The 13,959-nt window shown below is 62.3% G+C and carries 14 protein-coding genes; 10 read left to right on the top strand and 4 right to left on the bottom strand.

The features are described from left to right. The first annotated feature begins 121 nt into the window (after positions 1 to 121). The 5 genes from ACX3OZ_RS12120 to ACX3OZ_RS12100 all read left to right on the top strand — a co-directional run bounded on the left by ACX3OZ_RS12120 (position 122) and on the right by ACX3OZ_RS12100 (position 6,279). A complete protein-coding gene (locus tag ACX3OZ_RS12120) occupies positions 122 to 2,491 on the top strand; it encodes an aldehyde dehydrogenase family protein (protein WP_459104587.1) in 2,370 nt (789 codons plus the stop codon). A gap of 156 nt (positions 2,492 to 2,647) precedes the next feature. Continuing rightward, complete coding sequence (gene deoA, locus ACX3OZ_RS12115) at positions 2,648 to 3,967, top strand: thymidine phosphorylase (protein WP_459094685.1); 1,320 nt, start codon at positions 2,648 to 2,650, stop codon at positions 3,965 to 3,967. Between the two features lie 31 nt (positions 3,968 to 3,998). Next, positions 3,999 to 5,216: a phosphopentomutase gene (locus tag ACX3OZ_RS12110; protein WP_459094686.1), complete on the top strand. Its 1,218-nt coding sequence runs from the start codon at positions 3,999 to 4,001 to the stop codon at positions 5,214 to 5,216. A gap of 13 nt (positions 5,217 to 5,229) precedes the next feature. Beyond that, a complete protein-coding gene (gene upp, locus ACX3OZ_RS12105; RefSeq protein ID WP_459104586.1) occupies positions 5,230 to 5,871 on the top strand; it encodes a uracil phosphoribosyltransferase in 642 nt (213 codons plus the stop codon). A gap of 12 nt (positions 5,872 to 5,883) precedes the next feature. Beyond that, positions 5,884 to 6,279, top strand: a complete 396-nt coding sequence (locus ACX3OZ_RS12100) for a VOC family protein (RefSeq protein WP_459094688.1) — start codon at positions 5,884 to 5,886, stop codon at positions 6,277 to 6,279. A 198-nt stretch (positions 6,280 to 6,477) separates the two neighbouring features. On the opposite strand, the gene ACX3OZ_RS12095 is transcribed toward ACX3OZ_RS12100, so the two are convergent. The 4 genes from ACX3OZ_RS12095 to ACX3OZ_RS12080 all read right to left on the bottom strand — a co-directional run bounded on the left by ACX3OZ_RS12095 (position 6,478) and on the right by ACX3OZ_RS12080 (position 8,904). Then, positions 6,478 to 7,101 (bottom strand): HAD family hydrolase, encoded by a 624-nt coding sequence (locus ACX3OZ_RS12095; protein WP_459094719.1) that lies wholly within the window; start codon positions 7,099 to 7,101, stop codon positions 6,478 to 6,480. Positions 7,102 to 7,168: 67 nt separating this feature from the next. Then, complete coding sequence (locus ACX3OZ_RS12090; protein ID WP_459094720.1) at positions 7,169 to 7,762, bottom strand: TadE/TadG family type IV pilus assembly protein; 594 nt, start codon at positions 7,760 to 7,762, stop codon at positions 7,169 to 7,171. Further along, positions 7,759 to 8,334, bottom strand: a complete 576-nt coding sequence (locus ACX3OZ_RS12085) for a TadE/TadG family type IV pilus assembly protein (RefSeq protein WP_459094721.1) — start codon at positions 8,332 to 8,334, stop codon at positions 7,759 to 7,761. Before ACX3OZ_RS12085 ends, ACX3OZ_RS12090 begins: the two co-directional genes overlap by 4 nt. A gap of 111 nt (positions 8,335 to 8,445) precedes the next feature. Beyond that, positions 8,446 to 8,904, bottom strand: a complete 459-nt coding sequence (locus tag ACX3OZ_RS12080) for a pilus assembly protein N-terminal domain-containing protein (RefSeq protein ID WP_459094722.1) — start codon at positions 8,902 to 8,904, stop codon at positions 8,446 to 8,448. 392 nt (positions 8,905 to 9,296) lie between these two features. On the opposite strand from ACX3OZ_RS12080, the gene ACX3OZ_RS12075 reads away from it, so the two are divergent. The 5 genes from ACX3OZ_RS12075 to ACX3OZ_RS12055 all read left to right on the top strand — a co-directional run bounded on the left by ACX3OZ_RS12075 (position 9,297) and on the right by ACX3OZ_RS12055 (position 13,956). Further along, complete coding sequence (locus ACX3OZ_RS12075; protein ID WP_459094723.1) at positions 9,297 to 9,494, top strand: Flp family type IVb pilin; 198 nt, start codon at positions 9,297 to 9,299, stop codon at positions 9,492 to 9,494. Positions 9,495 to 9,619: 125 nt separating this feature from the next. After that, the gene (locus tag ACX3OZ_RS12070) at positions 9,620 to 10,120 is read left to right on the top strand and encodes an A24 family peptidase (RefSeq protein WP_459094724.1); all 501 of its coding nucleotides are present in this window, start codon (positions 9,620 to 9,622) and stop codon (positions 10,118 to 10,120) included. Between the two features lie 207 nt (positions 10,121 to 10,327). Next, on the top strand, positions 10,328 to 11,227 hold the full coding sequence (cpaB, locus tag ACX3OZ_RS12065; protein ID WP_459094725.1) for a Flp pilus assembly protein CpaB: 900 nt from the start codon (positions 10,328 to 10,330) through the stop codon (positions 11,225 to 11,227). Positions 11,228 to 11,241: 14 nt separating this feature from the next. Continuing rightward, positions 11,242 to 12,657, top strand: coding sequence for a type II and III secretion system protein family protein (locus ACX3OZ_RS12060; protein ID WP_459094726.1), 1,416 nt, complete (start codon positions 11,242 to 11,244; stop codon positions 12,655 to 12,657). A gap of 27 nt (positions 12,658 to 12,684) precedes the next feature. Beyond that, positions 12,685 to 13,956: an AAA family ATPase gene (locus ACX3OZ_RS12055; RefSeq protein ID WP_459094727.1), complete on the top strand. Its 1,272-nt coding sequence runs from the start codon at positions 12,685 to 12,687 to the stop codon at positions 13,954 to 13,956. The last annotated feature ends 3 nt before the right edge of the window (positions 13,957 to 13,959 follow it).

Genomic DNA, 13,959 nt, shown 5'->3' with positions numbered 1-13,959 from the left:
TCATTGCCGGGCTTGTCCCGGCAATCCATCTGAGTTTCGCATGCTTTGAGCGCGCTTATGGATCACCGGGACAAGCCCGGTGATGACGGATTGGAGAGGGTCGGGCCAACAGGAGAACGACATGAACAAGATCGCGCAAATCTTTCAGTCCCTCGATTACGGTCCGGCCCCGGAGGCCGCTGACACCGCTATCGCCTGGCTGGACAGCCATGATCGCAAATTCGGCCATTTCATCGATAGCAAATGGACCAAGTCGGGCGCCTCCACTTTTTCGTCCGATAACCCGGCAACCGGCGCGCCACTGGCGCAGATCAGTGATGGCACGGCCGAGGACGTCGACAAGGCGGTCAAGGCCGCCCGAACCGCCTTCAAGGGCTGGAGCGCACTCAGCGGTTATGAGCGCGGCAAATATCTCTATGCCATCGCCCGCGCCATCCAGAAGCACAGCCGGCTGTTCGCGGTGCTCGAAACCATGGACAATGGCAAGCCGATCCGCGAAAGCCGGGACATCGATATTCCGCTGGTCGCCCGCCATTTCTATCACCATGCCGGCTGGGCCCAGCATCTGAGCCGTGAATTCCCCGATGCGGTGCCCTATGGCGTCTGCGGCCAGATCATCCCGTGGAATTTCCCGCTGCTGATGCTGTCGTGGAAAATCGCCCCGGCGCTGGCCGCCGGAAATACCGTCATTCTGAAACCCGCCGAATTCACCTCGCTCACCGCCTTGCTGTTCGCCGAAATCTGCGAGCGCGTCGGCCTGCCCAAGGGCGTGGTCAATATCGTCACCGGCGCCGGCGAAACCGGCGAGGCCATTGTCGCCCATGAGGGCATCGACAAGATCGCCTTCACTGGCTCGACCGAAGTCGGCAAGGCCATCCGCGCCGCCACGGCCGGCACCGGCAAGGGCCTGTCGCTCGAGCTGGGCGGCAAGTCGCCCTATATCGTCTTTGAAGACGCCGATATCGACAGCGCCATTGAAGGGCTGGTCGACGCCATCTGGTTCAATCAGGGCCAGGTCTGCTGCGCCGGCTCGCGGCTTTTGGTGCAGGAGAGCATCGAGGACCGCTTCATCGCCAAGCTCAAGACCCGCATGGCGAGCCTGCGCATCGGCGATCCGCTGGATAAATCCATCGATATCGGCGCGCTGGTCGCCCCGGTGCAGGTCGAGCGCATCCGTGAGCTGATGCTACGCGGCAGCAAGGAAGGCGCCATCATCTATGAGCCCGATGGCGACCTGCCGAGCGGCGGCTGCTATCTCAAGCCGGCGCTGGTGACCAATGTATCGCCCGCCAATACGCTGGTGGCCGAGGAAATCTTTGGCCCGGTGCTGGTGGCGATGAGCTTCCGCACGCCCGAGGAAGCGGTGGCCTTGGCCAACAACACCAAATATGGCCTCGCTGCCACCATCTGGAGCGAGAACATCAATCTGGCGCTCGATATTGCCCCCAAGATCAAGGCCGGCGTGGTCTGGATCAACGGCACCAATAATTTCGACGCCGCCGTGGGCTTTGGTGGCTACAAGGAATCCGGCTTTGGCCGCGAAGGCGGCCGCGAGGGCATGAGCGCCTATCTCAAGCCGGCTTGGGAAAAGACGCTGAAGGCGGCTGCACCTAACGCCGCCCCGGCGAAGGCGGCAGCCAATCCGCTCGATTCTGGCCATCTCGACCAGACCGCCAAGATGTATATCGGCGGCAAGCAGGCTCGTCCCGATAGCGGCTATTCCCGCGCCGTGCTCGACTCGAGTGGCAAGCTGATCGGCGAGGCTGGCGACGGCAACCGCAAGGATATCCGCAACGCCGTCGAAGCTGCCCGCGCCGCTTTGGGCTGGTCGACCACGGCCGCCCATACCCGCGCGCAAATCCTCTATTTCCTCGCAGAAAATCTCGATTATCGCCGCGATGAATTTGCCGCCCGCCTCAAGGCGCAGACCGGCGTCGATGGGGCCGAGGAAGTCGCGCTGTCGGTGGAGCGGCTGTTTGCCTTTGCCGGCTGGGCCGACAAATATGATGGCGCGGTGCATAATCCGCCCCTGCGTGCTGTCGCCGCCGCCATGATCGAACCGCTTGGCGTCATGGGCATCGTCGCCCCCACCAACCGCCCGCTGCTCGGGTCCATCGCCCTCATCGCCCCGTCGCTGGCCATGGGCAATACTGTGGTGCTGGTGCCCTCGGAGCAGTCGCCGCTGAGCGTGACCGACCTCTATCAGGTCATCGAAACCTCCGATGTCCCCTCCGGCGTGATCAACATTGTCACCGGCGATAGCGTCAACCTTGCGAAGACTTTGGCCGAACATGATGGCGTCGACGCCATGTGGTTCGTCGGCTCGGCCGAAGCGTCCACGATGGTGGAAAAAGCCTCGATCACCAACGTCAAGCAGACCTGGACCACCCGTGGCCTGGCCTATGATCTCGCCGACCGGCGCTTTGAAGGCGATTATTTCCTGAGCAAGGCCACCCAGGTCAAGAATGTTTGGATTCCCTACGGGGCGTAAGCCCGGATCGCCCCCTCCCATCCTCCCCCATCAAGGGGGAGGTGCCGCTCAGTGAGTGGACTGGATCGAGCCCAGCGAGTGGAGAGATACCTCCCCCTTGATGGGGGAGGCCAGGAGGGGGTGGAGCAACAAGCGCCGCCCGCAGAAAGACCCTGAATGCTCTTCCTCCCGCAAGAAGTCATCGCCCGCAAACGTGATGGTCACGCCCTCAGCACTGAGGAAATCGCCGGTTTCATCGCCGGCTTCACTACGGGCAGCGTGTCTCATGCTCAGGCCGCCGCCTTTGCCATGGCGGTCTATTTCAACGACATGACCATGCCGGAGCGCGTCGCGCTGACCCTGGCCATGCGCGACAGCGGCACGGTGCTCGACTGGTCCGATCTCGATGGCCCGGTGGCCGACAAGCATTCCACTGGCGGCGTCGGCGACAATGTTAGCCTGATGCTGGCGCCGATCCTGGCTGCCATCGGTATTTACGTGCCGATGATTTCCGGGCGCGGCCTCGGCCATACCGGCGGCACGCTGGATAAATTTGACGCCATCCCGGGCTACACCACTAGCCCGGACAATGCCCTGTTCCGCAAGGTGGTGCGCGAGGCCGGCTGCGCCATTATCGGCCAGACTGCCGATCTCGCCCCCGCCGACAAGGCGCTCTACGCCATCCGCGACGTCACCGGCACGGTCGAATCCATCCCGCTGATCACCGCCTCCATTCTCAGCAAGAAGCTGGCGGCGGGGCTCGGCGCGCTGATCCTCGACGTCAAGACCGGCTCCGGCGCCTTCATGCCGACGCTGGAAAAGTCGCAGGCCTTGGCGCGCAGTCTGGTTGAGGTCGCCAATGGCGCCGGCCTGCCGACCCGCGCGCTGATCACCGACATGAACGAGCCGCTGGCCAGCGCCGCCGGCAATGGGCTGGAAGTGCGTAATGCGGTCGATTTCCTCACCGGCCAGCATCAGGATGCCCGCCTGCGCGAGGTGACCTTGGCGCTCTGCGCCGTGGTCGCGGAAATGGCTGGCGTTGCCAGCGATGCCGCTACAGCCCGCAAACTGGTGGATGAGGCGCTCGACAGCGGCCGCGCCGCCGACCGCTTTGGCCGCATGGTTGCGGCTTTGGGTGGGCCGAGCGACTTCATCGCCAACATGGATCGCTATCTCGCCCCCGCGCCGATCATCCGCGATGTCTTCGCCACCGGGCAGGGCGCTGTCTCCGCCATCGACACCCGCAGCGTCGGCATGGCCGTGGTCATCCTGGGAGGCGGGCGCACCACACCCACTGACAGCATCGATCATACTGTTGGCTTTGACCGCCTGCTTGGCCTCGGCGCCGCCGCCGATGCGCACACCCCGATTGCCCGCATCCACGCGCGCGACGAAGCCTCTGCCGCCGAGGCAGAAGCCCGCCTCAAATCCGCCTACCAGCTAGGGGATAGGGCCACTCCGCATCCACTGATTGCCGGCGCCATTTCGCCAGCCTAGCCTGCTCACGCCGACAAACCAGGAGTCCCCCATGCCGCGCGCCATTCTCTGCATTCTCGACAGCGTCGGCATTGGCGGCGCACCGGACGCCGATAAATATGGCGATGTCGGCTCCAACACTTTTGGCCACATCGCCGAATTTGCGGCGGCCGGCAAGGCCGACCGTGCGGGGTTGCGCGCCGGGCCGCTGAATGTGCCCAATCTGGACGCGCTCGGCATTGGCGCCGCCATTCAGCTCTCCACCGGCAGCCTGCCGCCCAATTTGTCAGCCACGCCCAAGGGCGGCCGCTTCGGCGTCGGCCGCGAAGTGTCGCGTGGCAAGGATACCCCCTCGGGCCATTGGGAAATCGCCGGCGTGCCGGTACCCTTCGATTGGGGCTATTTCCCCCAGACCGAGCCCACCTTTCCGCCCGAGCTGATCGCCGAGTTCATCAAGCGCGCCAAGCTGCCCGGCATTCTGGGCGACAAGCACGCCTCGGGCACCACCATCATTGCCGAACTGGGCGAGGAGAGCATCCGCACCGGCAAGCCGATTTGCTACACCTCCATCGACTCGGTGTTCCAGATCGCCGCCCATGAGGGCCATTTCGGGCTCGAACGCCTCTACGAAATCTGCCAGATCGCTTTTGAACTCACTGCGCCGCTGATGATCGGCCGCGTCATCGCCCGCCCCTTCATCGGGGAGGATGCCGCCAGCTTCAAGCGCACCGGCAATCGTCGCGATTTCGCGATTGCTCCACCTGAGCCGACCCTGCTCGACCGCAATCAGGGCGCCGGCAACCAAGTCTATGCCATCGGCAAGATTTCCGACATTTATGCCGGCCATGGCGTCACCCACAAAATGAAGGGCACCGGCCTGCCGCAACTGTTCGACAAGACGCTGGACGCCATGGAGATGGCCGACGACCACGCCTTCATCATGACCAATTTCGTCGATTTCGACAGCGAATATGGCCACCGCCGCGACGTGCCGGGCTATGCGGCGGCGCTGGAATATTTCGATTCCCGCCTGCCGGAAATGATCGCCAAGCTGCGCCACGACGATCTGCTGGTGCTTACCGCCGATCACGGCAATGATCCGACCTGGCCGGGCACCGATCATACCCGCGAACAGGTGCCGATCCTGGTCTTTTCCCCAAGCCTGGCTGCGGGAGAGATTGGCATTCGCTCCACCTTCGCAGATATTGGCGAAACCATTGCCAGCTGGCTCGGCCTCGCGCCCGGCCGCCACGGCAAATCTTTTCTGTAGTTGAGGTGATCGAATGAGCAAGGTCGTGGGCAATGTGACTGTCATCGATCACCCGCTGATCCAGCATAAGCTGACCATCATGCGGAACAAGGAAACCTCGATTGCCGGGTTCCGCCGCCTGCTGCGCGAGATCGCCCATCTGATGTGCTACGAGGTGACGCGCGATCTTGAGCTGGAGATGATCCCGATCGAGACGCCGATGTCCTCGATGGACTCGCCGGCAATCAAGGGCAAGAAGCTGGTCTTTGCCTCCATCCTGCGTGCCGGCAATGGTCTGCTCGATGGCATGCTCGACCTGGTGCCCGCCGCCCGCGTGGCCCATATCGGCCTCTACCGCGATCATGAAACGCTGGAGCCGGTCGAATATTACTTCAAGGCCCCCTCCGATCTGGCCAACCGGCTGATCATCGTCGTCGATCCAATGCTGGCCACCGGCAATTCGGCCACCGCCGCCATTGAAAAGCTCAAGGAGCGCGGCGCCAACAATATCCGTTTCCTGTGTCTGCTGGCCGCGCCCGAAGGCATCAAGAATTTCACCGAAAGCGAGCCCGACGTGCCGGTCTTCACCGCCGCCATCGACAGTCATCTTGACGAAAAGGGCTATATTGTGCCTGGTCTCGGCGATGCCGGCGACCGCATGTACGGCACCAAATAGGACTGACTAACCATGGCTAAACTTGCCCACACGATGATCCGCGTCATCGATGAAGCCCGCTCGGTCGATTTCTACGAGCAGGCCTTCGGGCTGGCCGTTGTCGACCGCGTGCCGTTCGAGGCGTTCACACTGGTCTATATGGCCGCCGAGACCGGCGGGTTCGAGCTGGAACTGACCATCAATCACGACCGAACCGAGCCCTATGTGCTGGGCGATGGCTATGGTCATCTGGCGGTGGTGGTCGATGATGTCGACGCCACCCATGCGCGGCTGGCCGAACTGGGCTACGGCCCGCGCAAGCTGGTCGATTTCAAGAATGGCGAGACGCTGGTCGCCCGCTTCTTCTTCATCGCCGACCCCGATGGCTACCAGATCGAAGTCATCCAGAAGGGCGGCCGGTTCCAGTAGGCGCCAGGCTCTTTCCCCATCACCTCTTTCTACCCTCTCCCCTTGTGGGAGAGGGACAGCAATTCTGCGTCCAGCAGAATTGCAGGGTGAGGGGGCTGCATCCGCCCATGCTTCAATGCTGAGGAAGCCCCCTCATCCGCCCTTCGGGCACCTTCTCCCACAAGGGGAGAAGGGAGGCATCGTGGATAGTGGCTAGAATTACTTCGCCTTGAGCGGCAGGCCGAGCGCGATCAGTTCCTGGCGCAGGGCCTTGGGGTCGGTGAAGTGGATGCCGTGCATGCCGAAGCGGCGGGCCGAGACGATATTGGACTCGCTATCGTCGATGAAGACGCAGCTTTCCGGCGCCAGGCCATAGCGCTCGCAGAACACGCGATAGATGCGCGGATCGGGCTTCACCAGCCCTTCGAGGCCCGACACCACCACGCCATCGAATTTCTCGAGGAACGGCCAGTCCGGCAGGCAGCTCACCCACTTCTCCCAGGAGAAATTGGTGATGGCGAAGGTGGGGACTTCCTGCTCGACCAGCTCGTTATGGATGTCGATGGTGCCGTGGATGAAGTCACCCATGGTTTCTTTCCAGCGCAGGTCGAAGGCCTGGATTTCGCGCCAGTATTTGGGGAAGCGGGTGATCAGCTTGGCCACGCCTTCCGAGTAGATCTCGCCGGCGTCGAATTCCAGGTTCCAGTCCAGGGTGCAGATATTGTCCCGGAACCACAGCGCATCCTCTTCGCTGTCGAAGAGCTTGCGGAACAGGTACATCGGGTTCCAGTCGACGAACACGCCGCCAAGATCAAATACCGGGACAATCGTATCGTCGTTCATTGCTTTACCGCCAGACAGGAAGGGAATGCCGGCTTGTGCCATGCAGGGCTAGCCGAGGCAAGCCGGGCTATTTGAACGCGATGCTGCCACCAAAGCGCGGCATGAAGAAATTTTCGCGGTGCAGCTGCACCGGTAGCTCGAACACGATGCCATACAGCGGCAGATAGCTGTAGCTGACCTCGGAGACGATGACGGAGACGCTGGCGGCATCCTTTTTGGCGATCGCGACCATGGCGGCCGGCAGCGGATAGGTTGCGCCCTTGGCATAACCTTGGCCCATGATGAACGCCTCGCCGTTATGATCGTAGCGCTGCGACCAGTCGACCGTTGCCTTGCCGTCGGGCGCGACATTCACCTGCGACAGCACCTGGTGCAGCTCATTGGCCGGATAGGGCGTCATGATGGCGCTGGCGGCGCGGAAATAGTCGTCCAGCTGGTCCCGCGACAGCGAGGTGTCGGTCCGCGCCACCAGATCGCCCAGCGTGCCGGTGACCGATTGCACCCGCCGGTCCATGGAAATCAGCGCGCTGGCCTCCACTGAGCCGATATAGATCATCAGCATGATCGGCAGGATCAGGGCGAATTCCACCGCCGCCACGCCCTCTTGGGCTTTGGGCAGGCGGCGCAGCAGAGCCAGCAATTTGCGACCGGCCGCGCTCATGAAAAGGGCTCGTTGCTGAACACGGCAACCGCGCCCATCAAGCGTTTGCCGCCGGGCCGATCAGCCAGGTTCATCCCGGCCAGATTGAGGATCACCGGCCATTTGTAATAGACCTGAACCACGGTGATTTCCTTGCCCATGCCCGGCGCGTAAACCTCATCGCGGGTCCATTTGTCACATTCGGGCTTGTCGCAGTTCGGGTCGATCGGCGGCTTGATATCGGCAGCGGCAAAGCTGGAGAGGGTTTGAACTTCGATATGCAGCCCGTCGCAATCGGAGTAGAGGCCAAACAGCCGGTCACACACGCCCTTGCGGAAGTCGGTGAGGGTGTATTTGGCGTTCTGCGCCTGCCCGGTGCGCAACAGCCGGCTGACATCATGCACGGCGCTGTCGAGCACCTGCCCGGACAGGAACACGACCGAAGTCTCAAGGATGGCGCCAAGAATGGCGAAAAAGGGCAAAGCGAGCAGGCCGACTTCAACGGCGGTCGCGCCGGCCTCGTTGCGCAGGAAGTCGCGCCGCCGTCGGGGCAGCACGGCATTTCCGATAAGCGAAGCGATCCGTCCGGCCATGGTCCACGCTCGGTTACAACGCGCCGAACCTAGCCTGCCATGGCTAATCGATAGTTAGGATCGCCGAGCCGGCGGGCATGGCCTGCCGCTAGGGTTAAGTAAGCCTGAATCTTAGTTGGCGAGCTGCTGCACCAGCTGCGCCGAGGCGATGGCCTGCGACGAAAATTCGGTGTCGTCGCCCATCATCACCACCGACTGGCAGACTGGCGCGCAGGCGAGGCTGGTGCGGGCCTGGCCCTGATAGACCGTGACCACGCCGGCCTGCATCTGCACTACCTCGATCAAGGTATCGGCGATCGGATTGCCGGCGCTGTCGAGCACAATCAGATTGGTCTGGCCAAAGCTCTTGCCGGTCAGGATCAGCGTCTGCGGGTCCTGGATGGTGACATCGGCGATGCCGGGATTGCCAATGATCACCGTCGCCGCAGCGGCATTGATGCGCAAAATGCGCGCCATGTTGACATTGACGTTGATCGGCGCGCCTTCGACGGCAATGGCCGGTGTCGCCGGAACCAGGCTGGCGGCCAGCGACAGGCTGAGTGCAAAGGCGGCGGCAATCATGGGGCGCATGGCGGTTTCCGGGCGGTACTGATACTCGACGGCATCAGTTTCCGCTGGAATGGTTTACAATTGGCAAACGCGCTCAACGCGGCATCGATGATGTTGAGCCAAGTTGTCTGTCTTTATTACGTAGTAGATTTCCCTGAGGATGAGTTGTTGCCCTAGTGGAATGAGTATCTGCGGATATTCGCTTAATATACCGGCTGTTCTGTGGGATTCATAAAATGCCGTCGATCCTGTTAACGCTTTGATTATCATGAGATAAACGAAGAAGAGGCGGCGTCACGCACACTATCCGATTAACGTAATTTCAAGACCTTCAAACTAGCTTCCGTAACTGTTCGATGTGTGACGTGTCGGACGATGACGTCACTAGATGACGTGAAAAATGGAGCCTGGGAATGAACATCTTCGCACGTTTCGCCAAGGACGAGTCCGGCGCAACCGCAATTGAATACGGCCTCATCGCCGCTCTGATCTCTGTCGGCATCATTCTGGCCGCCAGCGCGCTGGGAACCAATCTCGGTGATCTGTTCAACGGTATTTCCAATCGCCTCGGTGCGGTCACTGTGCCGACAGCTCCGGCAGCTGGCACCTAACGCGGTTGGGGTCATCCGATCCTGAAGGAGGGGCGCTTGCGCTCCTCCTTTTATTTGAGCTTTCTTAACCGGGCCTTGGCAGTCTAGCCTTGTTGCTGCACCATTCGGTTAGCCCGGAGTTTCTTATGTCGACCCTGGCGCTGTTTTTGTTTCCGGCCTGCATGGCTCTGGCGGCGTCATCCGATTTGCTGACCATGCGCATTTCCAACAAGCTGGTGCTGTTTCTCGTCGCCTGCTTCTGCGTCGTGGCCATCGCCGTCAATCTGCCGCTGCAACAATTTGCCATGCATGTCGTCTGCGCGCTGATCGTGCTGGCGGTGGCGTTCACCCTGTTTGCCCTGGGCTGGATCGGCGGCGGCGATGCCAAGCTGGCAGCGGCCACCACCCTGTGGCTCGGCTTCGGGCTGACCTTGCCCTATCTGGTTTATGCCGCCCTGCTGGGCGGGGTGCTGACGCTGGCCATTCTGGCGCTGCGCAACCTGCCGCTCACGCCATTGCTGGCCCGCTATGGCTGGATCGAGCGGCTGCGCGACAAGAAGGCCGGCGTGCCCTATGGCATCGCCCTGGCCGTGGCGGGCCTGCTCACCTATTCCAACTCCGCCATTTTCGAGCGCCTCACCACCTGAGTGAGATGCCAGCAAGTAACCGGGTCGACAGGGCGCAATAGTGTGGCCTCGTTTGTTGTGCTTGCTGGCCATTTTCGCAAATCAATAAAATTTACCTATTGTTAACTGCATCGGAAAAGCTCCGGTTAACCAAACTTTGACCCTTTCGGTTCAGAGTTCACTCGGTGGAATTGGGCTTATCGTGCCCGCGGACAACCGGAGTGGGTCATGAAGCCGGCGCGTATCATCTTGTTGGTTGTGGCGCTTGTCGCCGGCGGCTTGGCCGCCTTTCTGGTGACACGTGGTGGCGGCCAGGCTCCGCAGCAAATCGTGCAGACCGAAACCATTCAGGAAGCCAAGACCCAGATTCTCGTCGCCAGGGCGCCGATCGGCATGGGCGAGCGCCTGAGCCCGGCCACGCTGGAATGGCAGGATTGGCCCGAAGGCGCGGTTCGTCCCGAATATGTGACCATCTCCGCCATGCCCGATGCACCGGAAAAGCTGACCGGCGCCGTGGCGCGGTTTGAATTTTTCCCCGGCGAACCCATCCGCGAAGCCAAGCTGGTCCGCTCCGATCAGGGCTATCTTTCGGCAGTGCTGAGCGAAGGCATGCGCGGTGTGTCGGTCGGCGTCACCGCCGTCTCCAGCGCTGGCGGCTTCGTCGTTCCCAATGATCGGGTCGATGTGGTGCTGACCAGCCAGACCGACGCGGGTCAGCAATCCGAAGTGCTGCTCTCCAATGTGCGGGTGCTCGCCATCGGCCACCGCCTGGGCGAAATGGGTGCCACCGGCGGTCAGGAAGACCCCGCGTCGCCGGCCCCGACGCCCGTGGTTTTTGACAGCTCGACCATCGCGACGCTCGAACTCAATCCGGCCCAGGCCGAAACCATCATCAATGCATCGACGCGCGGCCAGCTGACCCTGACCCTGCGTTCGGTGGTCGATTTCAACAAGACCGCCGCGGCCGAGACATCCAATTCCAACCAGACGGTGCGGCTCATCCGCTTCGGCCGGGAACAGTCGATCCTGGCGGGAGCCAATCCCACGCTGCTCGGCCAGTCCATGGAGCCGGTGGCCTATACCGATCCCGATATGGGTGCCTTCGAACCCCAGGTGGTGCCCCAGTAGGGGCGGAGATGATCATGATCACACAGCGCACCACACTTCGTCGCCGGCTCGCCTTGCTGCTCGCCGCCCCGGCTCTAGGCTTCGGTCTTCTGCTTTTGCCCACGGTTCCGGCTATGGCGTTAGGCGAGACCCATGTGGCCATCTCCGCGGCTGCTTACGGGTCGACGCGCAAATTCGAGGTCGAGATCAACAAGACCGTACTGGTCGATCTGCCGGCCGGCGCCGCTGAAGTCATTGTCTCTCAGCCCGGCGTCGCGGCGGCCATCATGCGGACGCGCACCCGGGCCCTCATTCAGGGCATCACCGGCGGCGATACCAATATTTTCTTCCTCGACGATTCCGGCCGCACCATCGCCGTGCTCGACGTCAAGGTGATGGAAGAGCCGTCCCAGATCGGCAATGCGCTGCAGGTGGCGCTGGCCCGGATCATCCCTGGTTCCAATATCCGCGTTGAATCGGTAACGCTGGGTGGCGACACCAACCGCGTCGTGCTGACCGGCAATGTGCTGTCCGGCGAAGACCGTGACCGGGCCAGTGCCGTGGCGGTGCAATTCGCTGGCGCCCCCGAAAACGTCGCCAATATTCTCGATGTGTCCGGCGCCCAGCAGGTCATGCTGCAGGTCACCGTGTCGGAAGTGAAGCGCAGCATCGCCAAGCAGTTCGGCATCAATCTGGGCGCAGTCTTCAACGTTGGCACCACCAATCTGCTGAATTTCGCCAACACCATGATCGATCCCGAGAACCCGCATGCTGCCAATGCCGGTTTCCAGTCCAATGGGAATGGCATCACCGCCGCCATTCGGGCGCTTGAAGGTCGCGGCGCCCTGCGCGTGCTGGCGCAGCCAACACTGACCGCCATTTCCGGCGAGCCGGCCACCTTCCTGGCCGGTGGGGAGCTGCCCTACACCACCTTTGATGAGGAAAACGGCAAGCTGACCAGAACCGTGCAGTTCAAGCCCTACGGCGTCGAACTGTCCTTCACTCCGGTGGTCAAGTCCAATGGCACCATCGCGCTCAAGGTCGACACCTCGGTGTCCGAGCCGAAGGCCGATATGTCGATCAGCAAACGTCAGGCCAGCACCTCGGTGGAACTGCCCAGCGGCATGACCCTGTCGATTGGCGGCCTGCTCGAAGAGCGCACCAGTCAGCAGGTCGATCAGTTCCCCTGGTTGGGCGATATCCCGATCCTGGGGGCGCTGTTCCGCTCGCGCGATTTCCAGACCGAACAGACCGAGCTGGTGATCCTGGTGACGCCCTATCTGGTGGCGCCCAGCCCGGGCAATTCCATCCCCGTGCCGACCGACCGGTCGACCGTGGCCAGCGATGCCGAGTCCATTTTCCTCGGTCGGCTTGAAAATATGTACGGCGTAGGCCGGACCGGCGAGATGCGCGGCAGCTTTAGCGGTTCGGTCGGCTTCGTCCTCGATTGAGGCCAGGCGTCAAGGAGTATTGGTTGCATGAGTTTCCTGTCATCTGAACCGAAAAAGTCCGAAGAGCCGGCGGCCGACATCGCGGCCGGGGCGCGCCTCATTCCGCGCATCACCATCCAGGCCTTCTGCGAGCATTCCCAGACCGCCCAGCTGGTCGAGAGCGCCATCCATGATCGGCGTATGTCCAAGGTGGCGCTGACCACCCATAATGGCGGCATTGACGGTGCGGTTGAGACCTATAAATCCAACCCCACACCCAATCTGATCATCGTCGAGACCACGCTGGTGCCCGATGAGATTCCTGGCGCGCTGGCCCGGCTGGCCGAAGTCTGCGACGCCTCGACCCGTGTCGTGGTGCTCGGTCACGTCAATGATGTGCTGCTCTATCGCGAACTGATCCGCTCGGGCATTTCCGAATATATCGTGCTGCCGGCCACCGCCCAGCAGATCGTCACCGCCATCACCGACCTGTTCGCTTCCGAGAATTCGGCGCCGATCGGACGTACCGTTGGCTTCGTCTCCGCCAAGGGCGGCGCCGGCGGCTCGACCGTGGCGCATAACGTCGCCTGGGCCATCGCCACAACGCTCCGCCAGGATAGCCTGATCCTCGACATGGACCTGGCCTTCGGCACCGCCGGGCTCAATTTCAATCAGGACCCGCCGCACGGCCTCGCCGATGCGCTGATGGCCAACCAGAAGGTCGATCAGACCATGCTGGACCGCCTGATGAGCAAGGCGGCCAACCATATCAACCTGCTGACCGCGCCGGTCACGCTGGATAATACTTTTGATTTCGAAGAGCGCGAATTCGAGCAGATCCTCGAATTGTGCCAGAACACCATGCCCATGGTGGTGCTCGATATTCCCCATGCCTGGAATGCCTGGGTGCGGCACACGCTGGCCACGGTGGACGAGGTGGTGATCGTGGCCGAGCCCGACCTGGCCAATCTGCGCAACGCCAAGAACCTGGCCGATACCATGCGGGCGCTGCGCCCCACCGAAAGCGCGCCCTGCCTGGTGCTCAACAAGGTCGGCATGCCGCGCCGCCCCGAGATCAATGCGACCGAATTCGCCACCTCGGTGGAATGCCAGCTGCTGGGCCAGATTCCCTTCGACGCGGCCCTGTTCGGCACCGCCGCCAATAATGGCCAGATGATCGCCGAGGTCGCTGCCAACAACAAGATCAACGACGTCTATCGCGCCATCAGCCAGCATGTGACGGGGCGGCAGGCACCACTGGTCGGGGGCAGGTCAGCGAGCCTGATGAAACTGCCCTCGTTCCTCAAGAAGCGGGCCTGAGAA

It is taken from the genome of Devosia sp. A369, assembly GCF_054489345.1.
Note: the sequence above shows the minus strand (reverse complement) of the source record. Positions and strands in the feature narration are given on the sequence as shown.